Source organism: Microbacterium sp. Leaf203 (assembly GCF_001421275.1).
Lineage (GTDB): Bacteria > Actinomycetota > Actinomycetes > Actinomycetales > Microbacteriaceae > Microbacterium > Microbacterium testaceum_A.
Map to the genome: position 1 here is coordinate 772,265 of NZ_LMKF01000022.1, position 21,597 is coordinate 793,861.

At 69.7% G+C, this 21,597-nt stretch carries 19 protein-coding genes; 13 read left to right on the forward strand and 6 right to left on the reverse strand.

The window, feature by feature from the left end; genetic code table 11:
- The first annotated feature begins 58 nt into the window (after positions 1–58).
- The 8 genes from ASE56_RS04800 to ASE56_RS04835 all read left to right on the forward strand — a co-directional run bounded on the left by ASE56_RS04800 (position 59) and on the right by ASE56_RS04835 (position 9,658).
- Complete coding sequence (locus ASE56_RS04800) at positions 59–1,120, forward strand: tripartite tricarboxylate transporter substrate binding protein (RefSeq protein ID WP_082450314.1); 1,062 nt, start codon at positions 59–61, stop codon at positions 1,118–1,120.
- Positions 1,120–1,683 (forward strand): tripartite tricarboxylate transporter TctB family protein, encoded by a 564-nt coding sequence (locus tag ASE56_RS04805; protein ID WP_056225638.1) that lies wholly within the window; start codon positions 1,120–1,122, stop codon positions 1,681–1,683. Before ASE56_RS04800 ends, ASE56_RS04805 begins: the two co-directional genes overlap by 1 nt.
- Before the next feature lies 1 nt (position 1,684).
- Positions 1,685–3,214 carry a tripartite tricarboxylate transporter permease gene (locus ASE56_RS04810; protein WP_056225641.1) on the forward strand — a complete coding sequence of 510 codons (1,530 nt, stop codon included), beginning with the start codon at positions 1,685–1,687 and terminating at the stop codon, positions 3,212–3,214.
- Between the two features lie 261 nt (positions 3,215–3,475).
- Positions 3,476–4,597, forward strand: coding sequence for a multiple monosaccharide ABC transporter substrate-binding protein (chvE, locus tag ASE56_RS04815; protein ID WP_056225645.1), 1,122 nt, complete (start codon positions 3,476–3,478; stop codon positions 4,595–4,597).
- 91 nt (positions 4,598–4,688) lie between these two features.
- Positions 4,689–6,218, forward strand: coding sequence for a multiple monosaccharide ABC transporter ATP-binding protein (gene mmsA / locus ASE56_RS04820; RefSeq protein ID WP_056225647.1), 1,530 nt, complete (start codon positions 4,689–4,691; stop codon positions 6,216–6,218).
- A 5-nt stretch (positions 6,219–6,223) separates the two neighbouring features.
- Positions 6,224–7,444 (forward strand): multiple monosaccharide ABC transporter permease, encoded by a 1,221-nt coding sequence (gene mmsB, locus ASE56_RS04825; RefSeq protein ID WP_056225649.1) that lies wholly within the window; start codon positions 6,224–6,226, stop codon positions 7,442–7,444.
- 116 nt (positions 7,445–7,560) lie between these two features.
- Entirely contained in the window at positions 7,561–8,772 is a 1,212-nt protein-coding gene (locus ASE56_RS04830) for an ROK family protein (protein ID WP_056225652.1), read from the forward strand.
- 100 nt (positions 8,773–8,872) lie between these two features.
- Positions 8,873–9,658 carry a lytic transglycosylase domain-containing protein gene (locus ASE56_RS04835; protein ID WP_056225655.1) on the forward strand — a complete coding sequence of 262 codons (786 nt, stop codon included), beginning with the start codon at positions 8,873–8,875 and terminating at the stop codon, positions 9,656–9,658.
- A gap of 37 nt (positions 9,659–9,695) precedes the next feature.
- On the opposite strand, the gene ASE56_RS04840 is transcribed toward ASE56_RS04835, so the two are convergent.
- The 6 genes from ASE56_RS04840 to purS form a co-directional block, all read right to left on the reverse strand.
- Positions 9,696–10,625 carry a 2-hydroxyacid dehydrogenase gene (locus ASE56_RS04840; RefSeq protein ID WP_056225658.1) on the reverse strand — a complete coding sequence of 310 codons (930 nt, stop codon included), beginning with the start codon at positions 10,623–10,625 and terminating at the stop codon, positions 9,696–9,698.
- The gene (locus ASE56_RS04845) at positions 10,622–12,100 is read right to left on the reverse strand and encodes an FAD-dependent oxidoreductase (RefSeq protein WP_056225661.1); all 1,479 of its coding nucleotides are present in this window, start codon (positions 12,098–12,100) and stop codon (positions 10,622–10,624) included. Before ASE56_RS04845 ends, ASE56_RS04840 begins: the two co-directional genes overlap by 4 nt.
- The gene (locus ASE56_RS04850) at positions 12,097–12,591 is read right to left on the reverse strand and encodes an ureidoglycolate lyase (protein ID WP_056225664.1); all 495 of its coding nucleotides are present in this window, start codon (positions 12,589–12,591) and stop codon (positions 12,097–12,099) included. The genes ASE56_RS04845 and ASE56_RS04850 overlap by 4 nt, the downstream gene beginning before the upstream one ends.
- Before the next feature lie 101 nt (positions 12,592–12,692).
- Complete coding sequence (locus ASE56_RS04855) at positions 12,693–13,397, reverse strand: GntR family transcriptional regulator (protein ID WP_056225667.1); 705 nt, start codon at positions 13,395–13,397, stop codon at positions 12,693–12,695.
- A 125-nt stretch (positions 13,398–13,522) separates the two neighbouring features.
- Complete coding sequence (gene purQ / locus ASE56_RS04860) at positions 13,523–14,230, reverse strand: phosphoribosylformylglycinamidine synthase subunit PurQ (protein WP_056225670.1); 708 nt, start codon at positions 14,228–14,230, stop codon at positions 13,523–13,525.
- Positions 14,227–14,475, reverse strand: coding sequence for a phosphoribosylformylglycinamidine synthase subunit PurS (gene purS, locus ASE56_RS04865; RefSeq protein ID WP_056225673.1), 249 nt, complete (start codon positions 14,473–14,475; stop codon positions 14,227–14,229). Before purS ends, purQ begins: the two co-directional genes overlap by 4 nt.
- A 242-nt stretch (positions 14,476–14,717) precedes the next feature.
- On the opposite strand from purS, the gene ASE56_RS04870 reads away from it, so the two are divergent.
- The 5 genes from ASE56_RS04870 to ASE56_RS04890 all read left to right on the forward strand — a co-directional run bounded on the left by ASE56_RS04870 (position 14,718) and on the right by ASE56_RS04890 (position 21,518).
- A complete protein-coding gene (locus ASE56_RS04870) occupies positions 14,718–15,992 on the forward strand; it encodes an ABC transporter substrate-binding protein (protein WP_056225676.1) in 1,275 nt (424 codons plus the stop codon).
- A gap of 76 nt (positions 15,993–16,068) precedes the next feature.
- Positions 16,069–17,154: a carbohydrate ABC transporter permease gene (locus ASE56_RS04875; protein WP_056225680.1), complete on the forward strand. Its 1,086-nt coding sequence runs from the start codon at positions 16,069–16,071 to the stop codon at positions 17,152–17,154.
- Positions 17,151–18,056 (forward strand): carbohydrate ABC transporter permease, encoded by a 906-nt coding sequence (locus ASE56_RS04880; protein ID WP_056225682.1) that lies wholly within the window; start codon positions 17,151–17,153, stop codon positions 18,054–18,056. Before ASE56_RS04875 ends, ASE56_RS04880 begins: the two co-directional genes overlap by 4 nt.
- Positions 18,057–18,085: 29 nt before the next feature.
- On the forward strand, positions 18,086–19,540 hold the full coding sequence (locus ASE56_RS04885; protein WP_056225685.1) for a GH1 family beta-glucosidase: 1,455 nt from the start codon (positions 18,086–18,088) through the stop codon (positions 19,538–19,540).
- A 310-nt stretch (positions 19,541–19,850) separates the two neighbouring features.
- Positions 19,851–21,518: an HNH endonuclease signature motif containing protein gene (locus ASE56_RS04890; protein ID WP_056225689.1), complete on the forward strand. Its 1,668-nt coding sequence runs from the start codon at positions 19,851–19,853 to the stop codon at positions 21,516–21,518.
- Positions 21,519–21,597: the final 79 nt, after the last annotated feature.

The window sequence follows — 21,597 nt, forward strand, 5'->3', positions numbered from 1 at the left end:
CCTCCTGGGAGCGTCTTCACATTCCGCGGAACGACGACGTCCGCGAGGAGGAGCTGTGATGACGGAGCCTACGCCTTCATCTGTCCCCGACCATCCGCCGGCCGGCAGTGCCCGGACCGACAGCGCACCGGTCGACCGGCCGCGGCGCCGTTGGATCGGCCGCCTCGCGGGGGGAGCGGTCGCCGTAACCGCGATCGCCGTCGCCTCGTACGGGTCGATCACCTCGGCATCCGCCGGCGACGACATCCACGCGTCGATGACGATCATCGCGCCCGCCGCCGCAGGCGGCGGCTGGGACGGCGTCGCCCGCGAGCTGCAGCAGGCGCAGAAGGCCAACGGCCTGGTCAACAACGTGCAGGTGGTCAACATGCCCGGCGCCGGCGGCACCATCGCCCTCGGCAACGTCTCGGTGCTCAACGGGCAGGCCGGAAACCTCCTGGTCGGCGGCACGGGGCTCCTCGCCGCGACCGTGCAGTTCAACTCGGCCGCGACCCTCGACGACGTCACTCCGCTGGCCGTCATGGTCGAGGAATACGACGTCATCGTCGTCCCGGCCGACTCGCCCTACCAGAGCCTCGACGACCTCGTGCAGGACTGGAAGCAGGACCCCCGCGCCCTGCCGTGGACCGGCGGCGGCTCGTTCGACCAGCTCGTCGTGGCCGAGCTCGCGCTCGCCGCGGGCATCGCGCCGGTCGACATGACCTACATCTCGTCCGACGGTGGCGGCGAGGCCATCCAGGCCCTGCTCAACGGCACCGCCCGGGCGGCGGCGGGCGGCTACCCCGACAACATCGACCAGATCGAGTCGGGGCGCCTGCGCGCCCTCGCCCTGGTCGCGTCCGACCCCATCGAGGGCATCGGCATCCCCACCGCGGTCGACCAGGGCTACCAGGTGGGCCTGACCAACTGGCGCATGCTGGCCGCCCCGAGCGGGCTCGACGACGAGCAGGTCGACGGGCTGACCGAGCTCGTCCTCGACTCGATCGCGACGCCCGAGTGGGCCGACGCCCGCGCCCGTTACCACTGGACCGAGCGCGTCATCACCGGCGACCAGCTCGACGTGTTCCTCGCCGACGAGCGCGAGCGCATCGAGCGCCTGTACGAGGAGATGGGCCTGTGATGCCGTCGAGCAACAACCCCACCTCCGTCTCGGCGACCGTCGGCAACCGCCTGCGGTTCCAGCGGGGGAGCGGCCCCCGCGGCATCGCGAAGGCGCTCATCATGCCCGCGATCCTCGCCGCCTTCGCGACGTACCTCCTGTACGGCATCGTCGTGATGAAGGTGCCGCCGAGCGCGGCCTTCCCGGGCCCGCAGTTCTTCCCCGGCATCATCGCGGCAGGGCTCTCCGCGTTCGCCATCATCCTCGGCATCCAGGCGGTGCGCGCGGCGCTGGTCACCCCCTCGATCGAAGAGGAGGAGGCCGGCGGGCGCGCGGTCGGCGTCGACGGGCGCTCGTTCGCCTGGGTCGCGGGCTCGTTCCTCGCGTTCGCGTTCCTGCTCGGCATCCTGGGCTGGATCATCGCCGCGGCCCTGCTGTTCACGGGCATCGCCCGCGGGTTCGGCCAGCGCAAGGTGCTGTTCGCCCTCCTGGTCGGGCTGACCATCAGCTCGCTCAGCTACATCGCCTTCGACATGGGGTTGGGTCTGTCCCTGCCCTCCGGAATCCTCGGATGGGCCTTCTGACATGGACGTTCTCGTTCTCCTCGGCGAGGGATTCGCCGGTGCCCTGACCCCCCAGAACCTCATCTGGGTGTTCGTGGGCTGCGTGCTCGGAACCGCGGTCGGCGTCATGCCCGGCCTCGGCTCCTCGATGGCGGTCGCACTGCTTCTGCCGGTGACCTTCTCGCTCGACCCGACCGCCGCGTTCATCATGTTCTCGGGCGTCTACTTCGGCGGGCTGTTCGGCGACTCGATCACCGGCATCCTGCTGAATACGCCCGGCCAGGCCTCTGCGATCGCGTCGACCTTCGAGGGCCACAAGATGGCGCTCAACGGACGCGCCGCGCAGGCGCTCGCCACCGCGGCGATCGGCGCCTTCATCGGCGGCATCATCGCCGCCATCTTGCTGGTGTTCTTCGCGCCCGTGCTCGCGGGGCTGTCGAGCAGCTTCGGACCGGCGGAGTTCTTCGCGCTCGCGATCTTCGCGTTCGCGGCGACCTCGTCGGTCGTGACCGACAACGCCGGCAAGGGCCTCGCGTCCCTGCTGCTGGGGCTCGGCATCGCGGTGATCGGCATCGACGGCGTCACCGGCGCCCCGCGCTTCACGATGGACTCGCCCAACCTGTTCGACGGCATCTCGTTGATCACCGTGACCGTCGGCATCCTGGCCCTCGGCGAGGTCATCTACGTCGCGTGCCTGGAGCGGCACATCAGCAACAAGCAGATGATCCGGCCGACCGGCCGACCGTGGCTGACCCGCCGCGAGTTCGCCGAGGCCACCCCGGCGTGGCTCCGCGGAACGGCGATCGGTCTGCCGTTCGGCGTGATCCCCGCCGGCGGCTCCGAGATCCCCACGTTCCTCGCCTACGGCATCGAGAAGCGCCTCGACGGGCGGCGCAAGAAGCCGCGCTTCGGCACCGGCGCCATCCGGGGCCTCGCCGCCCCCGAGGCCGCGGGCAACTCGACCACGGGCATGGCGATGGGGTCGCTCCTGGCGCTGGGGCTCCCGGTGTCGGCGACGGCGGCCATCATGCTCGCCGCCTTCCGCCAGTACGGTCTGCAGCCCGGACCCCTGCTGTTCGAGCGGGCACCCGATCTGGTCTGGGCGCTCATCGCGAGCTTCTTCATCGCGATGGTCGTGCTGCTGATCCTCAACCTGCCGTTCGCGATGCTGTGGGCCAAGCTCCTGGTCATCCCGCGCCCGTACCTGTACGCCGCGATCGCGGTGTTCTGCGGGCTCGGCATCTACGCCACCTCGGGTGCGACGTTCGATCTCGTGCTGCTGCTCGCGGTCGGTCTGCTCGGCTTCGTGATGCGGGCGCACGACTACCCGCTGGCGCCGCTCATCATCGGCATGGTGCTCGGGCCGCTGGCCGAGACCAGCCTGCGCGATGCCGCGATGAGTGCCAACGGCGACCTGACGACGCTCTTCCAGGGGCCGATCGTCATCGCCATCTACGCGGTGCTGCTCGTGGTGCTGGTCGCGGCCGGGCGCAATCGCGTGGTGGCGCGTCGCCGGGCGAACACGACGCAGAAAGAGACCGTCGGGGTCTGATCGCCAGGATCGGTGACGGGCGGGGCGCTTCGGCGGCCCGCCCGTTCTCGTGCGTCCGGGGGCGGAAAATCACGCTCCGGTCACGGTGTGCGCAATTTTGACGCGGCTATAGACAAAACCCCCTCGGGTGGATATTTTTTCGGAGCCGTCATAATTCGACGGACCAGAGTGCCGGGAACGAAGACGTACCCGATCCGACGCCGGGGAGGGCGCGGGTACGGATCCGAGGATCCCTGCTGTTCAGAGAGGAACGCAGATCACATGCTGAAGAAAATCCTGACCGGTGCGGCCATCGCCGCACTCGCCGTCGGTCTCGGGGCGTGCAGCTCCACGCGTCCGGCAGACGGCGGTGGAGACGCCGCGGGCGGTGGCTCGACCGAGTGCAACGTCGGCATCGCGATGCCCACCCGCAGCCTCGAGCGCTGGATCAACGACGGCGAGCAGCTTCAGAAGAAGCTCCAGGATGCCGGGTGCACCGTCGACCTGCAGTACGCCGACAACAAGACCGACCAGCAGATCAGCCAGATCCAGAACCAGATCTCGGGTGGCGCGAAGATCCTCGTCATCGCCGCGATCGACGGCTCGACGCTCGGCCCGGTGCTGCAGGAGGCCAAGGCGCAGAACGCCAAGGTCATCGCCTACGACCGCCTCATCAACGGCAGTGAGAACGTCGACTACTACGCCACGTTCGACAACTACAAGGTCGGCACGCTGCAGGGTCAGTACATCGAGTCGCAGCTCGGCCTGAAGGACGGCAAGGGTCCCTTCAACCTCGAGCCCTTCGCCGGCAGCCCCGACGACAACAACGCGAAGTTCTTCTTCGCCGGCGCCTGGGACGTGCTCAAGCCCTACGTCGACAGCGGCAAGCTGGTCGTCCCCAGCGGCAAGTCGCCCGCCAACGACGACGCATGGGCGTCGATCGGCATCCAGGGCTGGGCGTCCGACAAGGCGCAGTCCGAGATGGACAACCGCCTCTCGTCGTTCTACGGCGACGGTAAGAAGGTCAACGTGGTGCTCTCGCCCAACGACAGCCTCGCCATCGGTATCGAGGCGTCGCTGAAGTCGGCCGGCTACACCCCCGGCGCCGACTACCCGATCATCACGGGTCAGGATGCCGACAAGGCCAACGTCAAGGCGATCCTCGACGGCGCCCAGGCGATGACGGTCTGGAAGGACACCCGTGCCCTCGGCGACCGCGTCTTCACGATGATCCAGGAGATCAAGGACGGCAAGGACGTCGAGGTCAACGACACGAAGACCTACGACAACGGCAAGAAGGTCGTCCCCTCGTACCTGCTGACCCCCGAGGTGGTCACCAAGGACGACGTGCAGTCGAAGCTCATCGACTCGGGCTTCCTGAAGGCGTCCGACGTCGGACTCTGATTCACCCTGCGGCGGGGCGGGTTCGCCCGCCCCNCCCGGCGGGCGGCGGAGCCACAATGCCGCCCGGCGGGCGGCGGAGGGACAAGCACACATGACCGAACCGATCCTGCGCATGTCGGGGATCTCGAAGTCGTTCAACGGGGTTCCCGCTCTGGCCGACGTGTCGATCGACGTCTACCGCGGCGAGGTCCACGCGATCTGCGGCGAGAACGGCGCCGGCAAGTCGACCTTGATGAAGGTCCTCAGCGGCGTCTATCCCGCCGGGAGCTTCGAGGGCAGCATCACCCTCGAGGGCGAGCAGATGGCGTTCCGCTCGATCAACGACAGCGAGGCCGCCGGCATCGTCATCATCCACCAGGAGTTGGCGCTGAGCCCGTACCTCTCGATCGCCGAGAACATCTTCCTGGGCAACGAGAAGTCGCGTCGCGGCGTCATCGACTGGAACGCCACCAACACCGCGGCAGCCGAGCTGCTCAAGCGGGTGGGCCTGCGTGAGAACCCCGCGACGAAGATTTTCGAGCTCGGTGTCGGCAAGCAGCAGCTCGTCGAGATCGCCAAGGCCCTCGCGAAAGAGGTCAAGCTCCTCATCCTCGACGAGCCCACCGCCGCGCTGAACGACGACGACTCCGCCCACCTGCTCGACCTCATCGACCAGCTGCGCACCCAGGGCATCACCTGCATCATCATCAGCCACAAGCTCAAAGAGGTGCTGCGCATCTCGGACCGCATCACGATCATCCGCGACGGTCGCACGATCGAGACGATGCACCGCTCCGACGCCGACACCGACGAAGGGCGCATCATCCGCGCCATGGTCGGTCGCGATCTGAACAGCCTCTTCCCGCCGCGCGAACCCGACATCGGCGACGAGCTCTTCCGCGTCGAGAACTGGACCGTGCATCACCCCGTCGACACCGAGCGCGTGGTCATCGACGACGCCTCGTTCATGGTGCGCGCCGGCGAGATCGTCGGCTTCGCCGGCCTCATGGGTGCCGGTCGCACCGAGCTCGCGATGAGCATCTTCGGCCGCATGTACGGCACCGGCATCTCGGGCGAGGTCTACAAGAACGGGCAGCAGATCGACGTCCGCACCGTCGACGCCGCCATCAAGCACGGCATCGCGTACGCCACCGAGGACCGTAAGAAGTACGGACTGAACCTCATCGGCGACATCCAGGTCAACGTCTCGGCGTCCGCCCTCGCCCGTCTCGCGCGGCTGGGCGTAGTCGACCGCTACCGCGAGTACAAGGTCGCCGACTCGTACCGCTACAAGATGAACATCAAGGCGCCCAGCGTCGCCGCGATCACCGGGCGACTGTCCGGGGGCAACCAGCAGAAGGTCGTCCTGTCGAAGTGGATGTTCACCGGACCCGACGTACTGATCCTCGACGAGCCGACCCGCGGCATCGACGTGGGGGCGAAGTACGAGATCTACGGCATCATCAACGAACTCGCGGCCCAGGGTAAGGCCGTCATCGTCATCTCGTCGGAGCTGCCCGAGGTCATCGGCCTCTCCGACCGCATCTACACGATCTCCGAGGGACGCATCACGGCCGAGGTCAGCCGTGACGACGCCACGCAGGAGAACCTCATGCGGCACATGACCGCCGGAAGGAATTGACAGCAATGGCCACCGCATCCACCCAGACGGTCGAGGCGCCGACCCAGCCGGGGCCGCGACGTCGCGGCATCCTGTCGCGCATCAACTTCCGGCAGTTCGGCATCCTCGCCGCCCTCGTCATCATCATCGTCCTGTTCCAGGTGCTCACCGGCGGTCGCCTGTTGATGCCCGGAAACGTCAACAACCTCATCCAGCAGAACGCGTACGTGCTGATCCTCGCGATCGGCATGGTCATGGTCATCATCGCCGGACACATCGACCTGTCGGTCGGTTCGGTGGTGGCGATGGTGGGCGCGATCGCGGCGATCGCCATGAACCAGTGGGGTCTGCCCTGGTACGTGGCGGTTCTGCTGTCGCTCGTCGTCGGCGCCGTGGTCGGTGCCTGGCAGGGCTTCTGGGTCGCCTTCGTCGGCATACCCGCGTTCATCGTGACGCTGGCAGGCATGCTGCTGTTCCGCGGTCTCACCCTCGTTCTGCTCACCGGCGGCACCATCAGCGGTCTGCCCGACGGCTTCACCGCGATCGGCGCGGGCTGGCTGCCGCCGTTCCTCGGCTACCTCGGCAATTGGGACGCCCTCACCCTCGCGCTGGGTGCCATCGCCAGCGTGCTGCTGGTCGTGCAGCAGCTGCGCACCCGCGCGACGCTGCGCCGCCTCGAGCTGCCGCGCGAGGTCGCCTGGTCGTTCTGGGCCAAGAACCTCGTCGCGGTCATCGCGATCATGGCCACCGCGTTCACGATCGCCGCGTACAACGGCACGCCGATCGTGCTGATCATCCTCGCGGTGCTCGTGCTGGCCTACACGTTCGTGCTGAACCGCACGACGTTCGGTCGTCACATCTACGCCATGGGCGGCAACCTCTTCGCGGCCGTGATGAGCGGCGTGAAGACGAAGTGGGTCAACTTCTTCATCTTCGTCAACATGGGTGCTCTCGCCGGTCTCGCCGCCGTGGTCAGCACGGCCCGCGCCGGTGGCGCGGTGGCCTCGGCCGGTCAGAACTACGAGCTGGATGCCATCGCGGCGGTGTTCATCGGCGGTGCGGCGGTCCAGGGTGGCATCGGAACCGTCGTCGGCGCGGTCGTCGGTGGTCTGGTCATGGGCGTGCTGAACATGGGTCTGTCGATCCTCAGCGTCGACGCCGCCTGGCAGATGGCCATCAAGGGCATCGTGCTGCTCCTGGCGGTCGCGTTCGACATCTTCAACAAGCGGCGCAACGGCGGTGCGTGATCGGATGGGGAGCGCGGCCCCGGGGCCCGCTCCCCATCCGCTCTGCTGTTTCACCCGCGATCCCCGCTTTCGGCCCCACCGCGTCGTGATGCGATGATGGGGGAGGTGCGCCTCTCATGACCCCTGCCGTGTTCGAGCCCGCAACCCCGCTCGCGCCGCCGGCTGGCCGTACGACGAACGATCTGATCCGTCAGCAGAACCTCTCGTCCGTCCTGTCGCTCCTCCACTCCCGGGGTGCCCTCTCGCGCGCGCAATTGGGCGCGACGACGGGACTGAACCGCTCCACCGTCACGGGTCTCGTGATGGAGCTGACCGAGCTCGGCCTCGTCCGCGAAGCGCCGAGCGGGGAGCGCACGGGCAAGGTCGGCCGCCCCACCCTCGACCTCGAGCCCGAAGACCACGTGGCCGCGCTCAGCGTCCGCGCCGAACCGCACGCGGTCACGGTGGCTCTCGTGGGTCTCGGCGGGGTGGTCCACGCGCGGCTCCGCCACGACACCGCGACCGCCCCGTCGCCGAAGCGTTTCGTGCAGATCGTCGCCTCGTCCGTCGAGGCGATGCGCGCCGACATCGATCGGCACTACCGCGTGGTCGGGGCGGGCCTCGCGGTCCCCGGTCTTGTCAACGCCAACGGTTCCGTCCTCGTCTCGCCGACCCTCGGCTGGAAGCGCGATCCCGTCGCGGCGCGCCTGAGTGACGAGCTCGGGATGCCGGTGGCCGCGGGCAACGACGCCAGCATCGGCGCTCTCGCGGAGTCGCGGTTCGGCGTGGGGGTCGGCGTCGGCAACCTGCTGTACCTCGGCGGCGCGATGCACAGCATCGGCGGGGGACTGATCATCGACGGCACGCTCCTGCGCGGGACGTCGGGCTACGCCGGCGAGCTCGGCCACACCGTCGTCGATCCCCGCGGCCGGCCGTGCGTGTGCGGGCGGCGCGGGTGTCTCGAGGCCGAGGTCAGCCTCGACCTGATCGAACCGCTCCTGGGTCGGCGCAAGCTCGACGAGGACGAACTCGACGTCGAGCTCGGCGTCGCCCGCAACCCCCGGGTCATGACCGAGGTGACCCGCCAGGTCGAGATGCTCTCGCTCGCCCTGACGAACTTCGTCAACGCCTTCGCGCCCGAGACCGTGGTGCTCTCGGGCTATCTCGGAGCCCTGCTGTCGGTGAGTCGTGAGCGCCTCGCCGACGCGGTGCGCGTGCACCCGCTCGGTGCCGAGGGGCGCACGATCCGCCTCGAGAGGGCGCATCTGCGCTCGCGCCTCATGCTCGTGGGCCCGGCCGAGCTCGCGTTCGCCGACCTGCTGGCGAACCCCGCCGGCTTCCGCGGCTGACGCGGCGCCCCGCGTCGTATCCCGCTCGTTCACCGCGCCGTCGCCGCGCGCGTCTACCGTCGCGGGGTGCGCTCGACCCGACGGGCGTCGGGAGGTGTCCGTGGACCTCGATCAGGCTCCGCGCCGGCCGTTCTGGCCGTGGGTGCTCGCCCTGCTCGTGGCGCTGGTGGCCGTCGGCGTCCTGTTCACTCAGGCGCAGGCGATGGCGCGCGATGCCGAGCGCGGCGGCGTGGCCGCACCGTGGCCGGCTCCCGCGTCCCTCTCGTCGAGCGCGACCGACGCGGTTCCGGCGGTTCCCGCGCAGACCGAGCGACGGACGCCGACCGCGGTCGCGGTCGACGCGCAGTGGAGCATCACCGTCGCGGGGCGCGTCGGCATCCCGGAACGGGCTCTGCGGGCGTACGCGTCGGCGGCGCTCACCGTCCAGCGGGAGCAGCCCTCGTGCGGTCTGGGCTGGAACACCCTCGCCGGACTCGGGGCGATCGAGTCGGGCCACGGCACGCATTCCGGCGGGACTCTGGATGCGGAGGGCTACCCGGATCCCCCGATCCGCGGGATCGCGCTCGACGGATCGCAGAGCGCGGTGATCCCCGACACCGACGGCGGCCGTTTCGACGGCGACGCGACCTGGGACCGGGCCGTCGGACCGCTGCAATTCATCCCGGCGACGTGGGAACGATGGGGTGCCGACGCGAACGGCGACGGAATCGCCGATCCGAACCAGATCGACGACGCGGCCCTCGCGGCCGGTCGCTACCTGTGCGCCGCGGGTGAGATGACGAGCCCCGCGGGGTGGCGGCGGGCCGTCTTCTCGTACAACCACCTCGACAGCTACGTCGACGACGTCGCCGCCACCGCGAACGCCTACGCGCGCCTCGCCGGCTGACGTCGGGTCGCGGCGCGCGGGCGGAAAGCGGGGGCGATCAGCCGCCCAGCACCACGTTCAGCGGCTCCTCGCCGCGGTGCAGGCGCTCGATCTGCCGCCGCACGAGTCGGGCGATGCGCGGGCGCATGGCATCCGTCGCCCCTCCCACGTGCGGAGCGATGAGCACCCCGTCGAGAGCCCACAGCGGGTGGTCCGCGGGGAGGGGCTCGGGGTCGGTGACGTCGAGGGCCGCGCGGATGCGGCCACGGCGCACGTGATCGACGAGGGCGTCGGTGTCGATGAGCGGTCCCCGGCCGACGTTCACGACGAGCGCGCCGTCGGGGAGCGCCGAGAGCGCGCGGTCGTCGAGGAGGTGGCGGGTCGCGTCGCCGCCGGGAAGGGACGCGATCAGGATGTCGGTGTCGGCGAGCACCTCCTCGAGCTTGCCGAGGGGGAACACCTCCACGCCGTCCTGCAGTCGCCCGTGCGAGGCGACGGCGCGCAGCGTCACCTCGAACGGCGCGAGGCGGGCGGCGATCGCGCGGCCGACGCCGCCGAAACCGAGAAGGGTCACGCGGGCGTCGGCGAGCCCGGGGGTCATGCCGCTCGTCCACTCGCCGCGATCCTGCGCGCGGACGAAGTCCGGCAGGTGCCGCTGCGCCGCGAGGGCGAGGGCCACGGCGAGCTCCGAGGTGGCGGTCTCGTGGACGCTCGAGGCGTTGGCGAAGACGATCCCCTCGGGCAGGCGCCCCTCGACGTTGTCGTAGCCGATCGACTGGCCCTGCACGAGGCCGACCTCGATCTCGGAGAGGCGCCCGATCACGTCGTTCATCGACATGTACGGCGGGACGATCATGTCGAACCTGTCGCGCGGGGCCGGTCCCGTCATGTCCCAGACGACCACCTCGACGCCCTCGGGCAGATCGCCGAGGTCGTCACGGAGTTCGTCGGTGGGCACGGACACGATGAGGGGGGTCGGGGTGGTCACCGGAGAGACGCTACTCCGGTCGCCTCGGCGGGCTGCGGAGGTTGCGGGCGGCGCCCGATGTGCACACCGACGGGCACGTCGTAGGCGAGGTACTCCCGCATCAGTTCGTCGGAGTCGCGCTCGAACAGTCGTCGAGAGAGGGCGGCGGCCAGCTTGGTCGCTCCACCGACGAGCCCGGGGATCTGGTGACTCAGCATCCCCTGGCTGAGGCGCGCGCCGTGGTTGAACATGTGGATCCGCGCCAGCGCCGAGGCGTCGGGAGCGCTCCGGCTGACGAGGCCGAAGTCGTCGTCGAGGTAGGGGAACGCGGCGAGCCCGGGGTTCTGCGCCGCGGCCTCCGGGGCGAGGCGGTCGCTCCACAGCGTGGCATCCGCGGCGATGGCCGACAGCTCCGGCCTCCGCTCCAGGTCGGCCACGATCCCGGTCGCCGACAGGACGACGTCGTAGTGATGGATGCCGTGCGGCGTGGTCACCGCGATGTCGCTGCCCGTCCACTCCACGCGCTGCCACGGCGACGACGTGAAGAAGCGGAAGGCGTCGAACGCGTGGGCGCGCCAGAGGGCGTTCTGCGTGGCGGGCTGGTCGACCGCCGACAGGTGCACGTTGAAGGCCCACTTCTGCGCGTCGCTGAAGGCGCCGTAGTTCTCGATGAGACCGGCGAACTCCATCCAGCGGTAGGGGCTGACCTGCGGCATGGCGGGGCGCCGCATGTGCACCTCGACGCTCGCGGCGCCGTGCTCGAGCGCGGTGGCGGCGTTGTCGAACGCCCCCGTCCCCGCGCCCAGCACGCCGATGCGCAGACCCGCGAGGGAGGAGAAGTCGATGTCGTCGTGCGTGTGGTGCACGCGGCCGGCGGGGAGCCCCTGCAGAAGGGCGGGGACATGCCGCCCCCCGGCTCCCTCGATCCCGGTGGCGAGGACGACGTGCCGAGCGGGCAGCATCCATTCGCCGTCCGGGCCCTCGAGGTGCACCTCGATCGGCCCGTCCCCTCCGGTCGGGGTGAGCGACCGCACGCGCGTGGAGGGGACGACCGTGAGGGCGGACACCTCGCGGTACCACCGCAGGAAGCCCTGCCAGGCGACGGTGGGGAAGTACTCGATCGCGTCCCACGCGTCGGTTCCGTAGACGGCCTCGAACCAGGCGCGCGGGCTCACCGCGGGCGTTCCCCAGGTCGGCCAGGCGATGTCCTTGGGCGTGCGCAGCGTGTGCATGCGCGCGTAGGTGCTCCAGGGGCCGGTCGCATCGGCGGGCGCGGCGTCGATCACCACGACGTCGTCGATCCCTCGCCGACGCAGTCCGCGCGCCAGGACGAGTCCGGCCTGACCGGCCCCGACGATGACCACGGGACGGATGCCGTCTCGCTGGCCGACCCACGAGCGTCCGTCGCCGGCGCTGAGGGCGCTCTGATGCGCGGCCTCCCGTTCGAGCGCGGCGAGTCGGGCCGCCGCGTCGGGGAGCGGGGTCAGCACGGTCATTCCCCGTCGACCACGACGCGGACGCCGAGGGTGTCGTCGAAGCGGTGGATGTGGTGGTCGGTGACGTTGGTGTCGTCGAGCTCGAGGTTGACGAAGTCCATGCTCGGCTCGGCGAAGAAGGGACCGGCGTGCCACGTGCCCTTGCGCATCGTGATGGCGGTGCGCGGCGGGATGCGGAACGCGCGCAGGTCGTCGAGAGCGGGGGCGTCGATGCCCGGGGCGGCCACGGCGATGGTCCACTCGACGTCGCCGACCGCCATGAGGGTCTGGGTAGTCTCGAGGTGGCGCGTCACGCGCACGAACTCGGGGGCCTTGTCGTCGAGGTGCATGAGGTAGAAGCGGGGGATGCCGTTCGACACATCGAGTACGGCCTCTTCGGCGGTGAACGGGGTGCCGTCCTCCATGGGGGTCAGGACGACGCCGAAGGGGTCGAAGGTCGCGGGGGTGACGGTTTCGGCGGTGAGGCGGTGGACGGTGAGGGTGTCGGACACGGGAGCTCGCTTTCGTCGGGTCCCTCGACCGTACGCTTGTCCAACAAGCCGTGATGGTACTTGTCCGACATGTTCACCACGCTGTTACGCGAGGGAAACGCTCACGATCGCACCCGGCGGATCAGCGCGTTGCGCAGGCCCGTCGGGGCGGCCAGCTGCACCTCGCGCGACCAGTACCCGATCGCATCGTCGGCGCCGTACCCGCAGTAGGTCATCTCGATCACGGGCGTACCGGGTGCGCTCGACAGGATCCCCGCCCTCTCGGCGTCCAGTCCGACCGCCTCCATCCACAGCGTCTCCCAGGCCACGCGGACGCCGTTCGCGGCCTCAGCGAGATCGAAGACCGGGCGATGAGGGTCGAGCGCGGCGTCACGTGCAACGGGGACGAGATCTTCCGCCAGGGCGTAGGGGGCGCCGTCCGCGCGCCACATCTTCACCGTCCGCAGTACGCGGGTGCCGTCGGGGAGATCGTCGAAGCGGTGCGCACCCGGGGCGAGGTCGAGGCGCTCGGACGAGACGAGGTCGAGGGACGCCTCGTACCCCGCGGAGCGGATCGAGAGCGAATGATCGAACTGCTGGTCGATGCGGCGGCCGACGCCCGCGAGTCGACGGTTCGACGTGGTCCGCGCCCCCTGGGTGCGGTGGACGTAACCCCGCTCCTCGAGTCGGATCAGCGCCTCGCGCACCGAGTTGCGGCTCGCCCCGAGCATCTCGGCGAGACGCGGTTCGGAGGGGAGGGGCGCTCCCTCGCTGCTCCACAGGGCCAGGATGCCCTCGATGATCGGGTCGGGATCGGGTACGCGCACGCACTCATCCTCCCTGATCGACCCCGTGTCCATCACTCCCCGCGCGTCGCGGGAGTCCGAGGGGGCGCCGTCCTCCGGCGACGATCCCCGGCCCCCCCGTGCGGGGGGCGAGGTCGCGGGTGACGTCAGGCCGCGGCGCCGACCACGGCGGCGATCGCCGAGGTGAAGAAGCCCAGGCCGTCGACACCCGAACGCATGGCCGCGGGGGTTCCCGGGCCGAAGCCGGGCTCGACGGCGTGCTCGGGGTGCGGCATGAGGCCCACGACGTTGCCCCGCTCGTTGGTCAGTCCCGCGATGTCGTCGAGCGAACCGTTTGGGTTCACGCCGACGTACCGGAAGGTCACGAGCCCCTCGCCGTTCACGCGCGCCAGGGTCTCGGCATCCGCGATGTATCCGCCGTCGGCGTTCTTCAGCGGGATGACGATCTCGTCGCCCTCGGTGAAGTCGCTCGTCCACGCGGTCGAGGCGTTCTCGACGCGCAGGCGCTGGTCGCGGCGGATGAACTGCTGGTGGGCGTTGCGGATGAGGCCGCCGGGCAGCAGGTGCGCCTCGACGAGCATCTGGAAGCCGTTGCAGATGCCGAGGACCGGCATGCCCTTGCCCGCGGCGTCCTTGACCTCGGCCATGATCGGCGCGAAGGCCGCGATGGCGCCGGCGCGCAGGTAATCCCCGTAGCTGAAGCCGCCGGGCAGGACCAGAGCGTCGACGCCCTTCAGATCGTGCTCGCCGTGCCAGAGGGCGACGGGCTCGCCGCCGGCGAGGCGGATGGCGCGCTGGGCGTCGCGGTCGTCGAGGGAACCGGGGAAGGTGATGACCCCGATGCGAGCGGTCACTCGACCACCTCGATGTTGACGACGTCCTCGATGACGGCGTTCGAGAGCATCTCGTCCGCGAGCTCGCGGGCGCGGGCGAGAGTCGCCTCGTCGACCTCACCCTCGACGGTGAGCTCGAAGCGCTTGCCGATGCGCACGTCGGAGAAGCGGTGCTCACCCAGGCGCGAGAGGGCGCCGGCCACGGCCTTTCCCTGGGGGTCGAGGAGCTCGGCCTTGGGCATGACGTCGACGACGATGGTGGGCATTGCAGCTCCAGGAGTCGGGTGGCGTGGTGAAGGCCAGTCTACGGGAGGCCCGCCTTCGTCTCCGCCCTGCTTTCGGCGCTCTAGCGATGCCCCGGGTGACGTGAGGTAACGATCCGGATGCTTTTCCTTGACCTCGTGGGAGCGATCCCATAGCGTCTACCCCGATCGGTGAGAGCGCTCCCACGCGATGCTGGTGGAGCTCTCCGCAGCGCCGGTCAGCACCCACCACAAAGGAGTGATCTGTGAAAAACCGCGCCCTGCGTCGTGTGGCCCTCGTCGCCGCCGTCGCCTCCACCTCCGCCCTCGTGCTCGCCGGCTGCTCCGGCGGCGGGGGCTCCGCCTCGGGCGGCGACGGACCGGTGACGCTCACCGTCGCCACCTTCAACGACTTCGGGTACACCGATGCGCTCCTCAAGGAGTACATGGACGCGCACCCGAACGTGAAGATCGTGCACAACAAGGCCGCGACGAGCAACGACGCCCGTGCCAACTACTTCCAGAAGCTCGGAAAGACCGGCCTCGCCGACATCGAGGCCATCGAGGTCGACTGGCTCCCCGAGGTCATGGAGTACGCCGACCTGCTCGCCCCCGTCCCCGACGACCTGAAGAGCCGCTGGCTCGACTACAAGGTCAAGGCCGCGACGAGCTCCGAAGGCAACCTCATCGGCTACGGCACCGACATCGGCCCCGAGGGCGTCTGCTACCGCTCCGACCTGTTCGCCGCCGCGGGCCTGCCCACCGACCGCGAAGAGGTCGCCAAGATGCTCCAGGGCGACTGGTCGACGTACTTCGCCGCGGGCGACAAGTACGTCGCCGCGACCGGCAAGCCGTTCTTCGACTCGGCCGGAGGCACCTACCAGGGGGCCATCAACCAGGTCGAGGACGCCTACGAGAACCCCGACACCGGCGAGATCACCGCCACCGAGAACCCCGAGGTCAAGAAGATCTACGACCAGGTGCTCAAGGCCAGCGCCACGCAGTCGGCGCACCTCGGCCAGTGGTCCGACGACTGGATGGCGGGACTGTCCAACGGCGCCTTCGCGACCATGCTCTGCCCGGGCTGGATGCTCGGCGTCATCGAGGGCAACGCCCCCGAGGTCAAGGGCTGGGACATCGCCAACGCCTTCCCCGGCGGCGGCGGCAACTGGGGCGGCTCGTATCTGACCGTCCCCTCGAACGGCAAGAACGTCGCCGCGGCGCAGGAGCTCGCGGACTGGCTGACCAGCCCCGACACCCAGATCAAGGCGTTCGAGAACGCGGGGACCTTCCCCAGCCAGACCGACGCGCTCAAGAACGAGACGCTCCTGAGCAACACCAACGCCTACTTCAACAACGCCCCGGTCGGTCAGATCCTCACCGATCGCGCCGAGGCCGTGAAGGTGTCGCCGTACAAGGGCACGTTCTACTTCCAGATCAACGACGCCATGCAGAAGGCGCTCACACGAGTGGAAGACGGAACCCAGGATGCCGCCACCTCGTGGCAGCAGTGGGTGACCGAGATCGACGCCCTGAAGTGACCGACGCGGGCGGATGCCGGGGGTCGCAGCACCGGCCCCCGGCATCCGCCCCTCGTCTCGAGGAGGAGACACCACCGTGACAAGCACACTCGAACGGCCCACTCGGTCGGCGCCGGCGCCCGCCGGCGCGCGGCAGCCGCGACGCATCGGCTTCGGCCAGCGCCGCAGCGCGTGGGACCTGAAGTTCTCGCCGTACCTCTACATCTCGCCGTTCTTCATCCTGTTCGCGATCACGGGCCTCTTCCCCATCGCGTACACGGCCGTGATCTCGTTCATGGACTGGGACCTGGTCCGCAATTCCGGCCACTTCATCGGCTTCGACCAGTACGCGTGGGTGCTCTCGCAGCCCAAGTTCTGGGTCGCTCTGCGCAACACCTTCAGCATCTTCCTGCTCTCGAGCGTTCCGCAGCTGATCCTCGCGATCTTCATCGCGGCGATGCTCGACCAGAACATCCGCGCCAAGACGTTCTGGCGCATGAGCGTGCTCATCCCCTACGTGATGGCCCCCGTCGCCGTCGCCCTCATCTTCAGCAACATGTTCGGCGACCAGTACGGCGTCGTGAACACCACCCTGCAGAACCTCGGTCTTCCCGCGGTGCCCTGGCACTCCGACGCCCTCGCGAGTCACGTCGCGATCGCGACGATGGTCAACTTCCGCTGGACCGGGTACAACACCCTGATCCTCCTCGCGGCGATGCAGGCCATTCCCCGGGAGTTCTACGAGGCGGCCACCGTCGACGGTGCCGGCAAGGTTCGTCAGTTCTTCTCGATCACCCTGCCCAGCCTCAAGCCGACGCTCATCTTCGTCATCATCACCTCCACCATCGGCGGACTGCAGATCTTCGACGAGCCCCGCATGTACGACCAGTACGGCACGGGCGGAGCCGACAACCAGTGGCTGACCGTGACGCTGTGGCTCTACAACATCGGGTGGGGCGAGTGGAACTTCGGCCGGGCGGCTGCGCTCGCGTGGATCCTCTTCCTGATCATCCTCATCATCGGCGCGATGAACATGCTCGTGACCCGCTCGCTCGTCCGCGACGAAGGCGGCCGCGACCAGCGGTCCCGTCGAGAGCGACGCGCACAGGCGCGCGCCGCAAAGCAACGTCTCGCGGCGGACGCCGCCCGCCTGTCCACCCCCACGAAGGAGGCGCGTCGATGACCGCCGTGACCCCGGCCCCCGTGCCCGTGATCGATCGCGACCTGCCCGCCCGTGGGCGCCGCCGTCCGCGTGCCGTGCGCGGATCGCGCCCCGGCTGGTTCGTCTACGCCGCCCTCGGCGCCGTGCTGCTGGCCAGCGTGTTCCCGTTCTACTGGTCGCTGCTGATCGGCTCGGGCGACGCCTCCACCGTCCGCGACCCGAACATGTCGTGGATCCCGGGTGGGAACTTCCTCGCCAATGCCGCGGCCGTCATGGGCGATCCGGCGGTCAACTTCTGGCCCGCGCTGATGAACTCGGTGATCAGTTCCGGGATCATCGCGGCATCCGTCGTCTTCTTCTCGACGCTGGCCGGGTGGGCCTTCGCGAAGCTGACCTTCCGCGGCGGCCCGTGGCTGCTGCTGTTCGTGGTCGGCACGATGGCGGTGCCCATGCAGCTGGGCGTGGTGCCGCTGTACATCCTCTTCAGCGAGCTCGGGTGGACCGGTCAGCTCGGTGCCATCATCGTTCCGGCGCTCACGAGCGCGTTCGGGGTGTTCTGGATGACCCAGTACTTGCGCCAGGCCGTCCCCGACGAGCTCATCGAGGCCGCGCGCGTCGACGGGGCGAGCTCGTTCCGCACGTTCCTCACGGTGGGCGTGCCCGCCGCGCGCCCGGCCGCCGCGATGCTCGGACTGTTCACCTTCGTGAGCGCGTGGAACAACTTCTTCTGGCCGTTCATCGTGCTCGATCGCCAGAATCCGACGCTGCCGGTGGCCCTGTCGCTCCTGCAGTCCAACTACTTCGTCGACTACTCGAAGGTCCTCGCGGGCGTGCTGTTGTCGACGATTCCGCTGCTGGTGCTGTTCGTCTTCGCGGGCAAGCAGCTGGTCAGTGGCATCATGCAAGGGGCGGTCAAGGGATGACCCTCGCGCCCACGGAAGGAACCCGATCCATGTCCCACTCCCGTTCGTTCCCCGAAGGCTTCCTCTTCGGCGCCGCCACCGCGGCCTACCAGATCGAGGGGGCGGCCTTCGAAGACGGCCGCACGGCCTCGATCTGGGACGCGTTCAGCCGCGTGCCCGATGCGGTGATCAACGCCGACAACGGTGATGTCGCGTGCGATCACTATCACCGCTACGCCGGTGACGTGCAGCTGATGAAGAAGCTCGGCCTGCAGACGTACCGCTTCTCGACCTCGTGGTCGCGCGTGCGCCCCGACGGGGGAGAGCTCAACGCGAAGGGCGTCGACTTCTACAAGCGCCTCGTCGACGAGCTGCTGGATGCCGGCATCCTGCCCTGGCTCACCCTGTATCACTGGGACCTTCCGCAGGCGCTGCAGGACAAGGGCGGGTGGACCGTCCGCGAGACGAGCGACCGCTTCACGGAGTACGCGCTCGACATGCACGACGCCCTCGGCGACCGCGTCGACGTGTGGACCACCCTGAACGAGCCGTGGTGCTCGTCGTTCCTCAGCTACACCGCGGGGATCCACGCCCCGGGCCACTACTCGCAGGCCGAGGGCATGCTCGCCGCTCACCACCTGCTGCTCGGCCACGGCCAGACCGTGCGCGAACTGCGCGCGCGCGACTCGTCGCTCAACCTCGGACTCACCCTGAACCTCACGGTCGCGGATCCCGTCGACCCGGCGAATCCCGCCGACCTCGACGCCGCGCGTCGCATCGACGGGCAGTTCAACCGGTGGTTCCTCGACCCGGTGTTCCGCGGGGAGTACCCGGCCGACATCATCAAGGACTTCCGCACGACGGATGCCGAGGCGGTGGCGCGCTGGCAGGAGGCCGTGCAGCCCGGCGACCTCGACGTCATCTCGACTCCCATCGACTCGCTCGGCGTGAACTACTACCACGGCGAGTTCGTCGGCGGCACGGCGCCCGAGGTCGACCCGCCCGCGGGCGACGCGCCGACCCCGCGCCCGGTCGGCAAGCCCTTCCCGGCCCACGAGAACCTGTACTGGCACGACCGTGGCCTCGCCCGCACCAACATGCACTGGGAGGTGCAGCCCGAGGGGCTGACCCGCCTCCTCGAGCGGGTGAGCGAGGATTACTCGGCCGACGCGGGCGTGGCGCTCTACGTCACCGAGAACGGCGCGTCGTACGACGACGAGCTGGTCACCGACGGCGGCGAGCCCCGCGTGCACGACGTCGAACGCGTGGAGTTCGTCGAAGCGCACCTCGGAGCGGTTCTGGATGCCGTGGACAAGGGCGTCGACGTGCGCGGCTACTTCTACTGGTCGCTCATGGACAACTTCGAGTGGGCCTGGGGCTACGAGAAGCGCTTCGGCATCGTCTACGTCGACTACGCCACGCAGGAGCGGACGATCAAGGACTCGGGGCTCGCGTACGCGTGGGTGATCGCGGACCGCGCGCTGGAGTCGGCGACCGTCGGCTGACGGTCATCTCTCCGGGGCCGGTCACGCAACGGTCCATACGCGACGCATAACGCGCCCCAGAAGCCGCATGCCCCCTTGCCGGGCGTGCGGGTTCTGCTGCGCGCGCTCTGGCGGGTGCAACGGGACGGTGGAGCATGAGCGGGGCTGCGCCGCGCTGTGTTCGACGGCGGGACAGGCGATGGGGTCGAACAGGCGTCTCGGACGTTGCCGAGCCGGGGATAACGGCTCGACCATGCGGGGGGTGTCGGCGAACAGCTGGCCCTCGATATCGCCCCGATCCAATGTCGGAGGTCGGCGATATCGTTCTGCCATGACCCGCCCCGCACCCTCCGCGCACCGGCCGATGCCGGCGCTTCGGGAGTGCGATGGAGCGCCGTGGCCGAGCGATGACGAGCTGGAGTTCGAAGCGGAGTGGGCGGCGTTTCGTGAGAGCGGCGATGTCGAGTGGGGGACGGATGCCGGCACCCCGGCGCCCGGTGACGGATTGGCCTCTCCTGTGCCGAGCGAGCCGCGCGGGTATGTGCCACCCGACGGTCCCGGCGACGTCGATGCGTGGGAGGGGGACGTCTTCGTGCGCCCGCTCGACAGCACGGTTCTGGCGATGTCAGATGTCGATGCGCGGGTGGGGCACCTGGAGAATGTGGTCGCCGAGCGGCAGCGGGCCACTGCTGAGGAGTACCGCCTGATCCTGGCAATCCTCGACGACGCCGCGTTCGACCCCACCCCCTGGGTCGGGCCCGACCCCACGCTCGACCGTGCCTGGGTTGATTCGCGGGGCCGCACCCCGGGTGCGGTGCGCCGGGACCGCGTCGATCTCGCCGAGCGGGCCGCGGTCGCGGAGATTGCGGTGCGGCTTCACCTGTCCGAGCAGACGGTCCGCACGCGCGCGGCGCACGCGCAGACCTTGGCGGTGGGGTGCCCGAAGCTGTGGGCCGCGTTCAGCGAAGGGCGTCTCTCCGAAAAGCACGCCGTCGATTCAGCTCGGTTGGCGTCGACGCTTCCCGCCGGTGACGCCGACGCGTTCGAGCGTTTCGACGACGAGGCGTGCCCGCCGGCGCTCGTGCTGACCCCGGCGAAGTTCGCTGTCGCGGCGCGCGCGATCCGCGAACGCGTGCACGCTGAATCGATCGAGGCCCGCCATCGCCGCGCCGCGGTGGATCGGGGGGTGTGGATGAGAGCGGAGCTGGATGGCATGGCCTCCCTCCACGCGCTGCTCCCCGCTGACCGGGCTCGGGCCGTCATGTCGCGTCTCGACAAAGCCGCCCGGCACCTGCGCGCCGCGCCCGACGAAGAACGCACCCTCGCCCAACTCCGCGCTGACGCGTTTGCCGACCTCATCACGATGACGGACGCCCCGGCTGTCTCATCCACCACTTCCGCCCCGAACGCGACCGCGGACGCCCCGCCCATGGGACCGACCGCTGACACCTCGGCCGAGAACGCAGCCCCCCCATCCGCGGCACCAACCGGATTGGCCCCGGACGCCCCACGCACGTTCCGCTCCGCCCCGCCGGCGACGGTCATCGTCACGGTTCCCGCGCTGACCCTCCTCGGCCACGACGCCGAACCCGCCACCCTCGAGGGCTACGGACCGATCGACCTCGACACCGCCCGACGCCTGGCTGGCACCGCGAGGTCGTGGATCCGGCTGCTCACCCACCCCGTGACCGGCGCACCGCTCGTGCTCGACCGCAGAACGTATCGGGTGCCCGTCGCCCTGCGGCGGTGGCTGGGCATCACCTCACCCACCTGCGTCTTCCCCGGCTGCGCTCGCGCCGCACGAGACTGCGACATCGACCACCTCACCGCCTGGGCCGACGGCGGCACCACCGACGACGACAATCTCGACCCCACGTGTCGCCATCACCACCGCCTCCGGCACGAGAGTCGCTGGGACATCGACGATCACCCGGACGGCAACACCGCCTGGATATCTCCTCTCGGCGGCACCTATAACACCGACCCACCACCCTTCTAAAGCGGCAGCCCTCCCCGCTCCGCGCGTGAGCGACCGGCTCGCCCCTTTCCCTCCCCGCCACCGGGCGGGAACGGGTGCG

Coding starts and splice junctions, on each gene's coding strand:
- ASE56_RS04800 (WP_082450314.1), top strand. CDS start 59: ATGACGGAGCCTACGCCTTCATCTGTCCCCGACCATCCGCCGGCCGGC.
- ASE56_RS04805 (WP_056225638.1), top strand. CDS start 1,120: ATGCCGTCGAGCAACAACCCCACCTCCGTCTCGGCGACCGTCGGCAAC.
- ASE56_RS04810 (WP_056225641.1), top strand. CDS start 1,685: ATGGACGTTCTCGTTCTCCTCGGCGAGGGATTCGCCGGTGCCCTGACC.
- chvE (WP_056225645.1), top strand. CDS start 3,476: ATGCTGAAGAAAATCCTGACCGGTGCGGCCATCGCCGCACTCGCCGTC.
- mmsA (WP_056225647.1), top strand. CDS start 4,689: ATGACCGAACCGATCCTGCGCATGTCGGGGATCTCGAAGTCGTTCAAC.
- mmsB (WP_056225649.1), top strand. CDS start 6,224: ATGGCCACCGCATCCACCCAGACGGTCGAGGCGCCGACCCAGCCGGGG.
- ASE56_RS04830 (WP_056225652.1), top strand. CDS start 7,561: ATGACCCCTGCCGTGTTCGAGCCCGCAACCCCGCTCGCGCCGCCGGCT.
- ASE56_RS04845 (WP_056225661.1), bottom strand. CDS start 12,100: ATGACCGTGCTGACCCCGCTCCCCGACGCGGCGGCCCGACTCGCCGCG.
- purS (WP_056225673.1), bottom strand. CDS start 14,475: ATGCCCACCATCGTCGTCGACGTCATGCCCAAGGCCGAGCTCCTCGAC.
- ASE56_RS04880 (WP_056225682.1), top strand. CDS start 17,151: ATGACCGCCGTGACCCCGGCCCCCGTGCCCGTGATCGATCGCGACCTG.
- ASE56_RS04885 (WP_056225685.1), top strand. CDS start 18,086: ATGTCCCACTCCCGTTCGTTCCCCGAAGGCTTCCTCTTCGGCGCCGCC.
- ASE56_RS04890 (WP_056225689.1), top strand. CDS start 19,851: ATGACCCGCCCCGCACCCTCCGCGCACCGGCCGATGCCGGCGCTTCGG.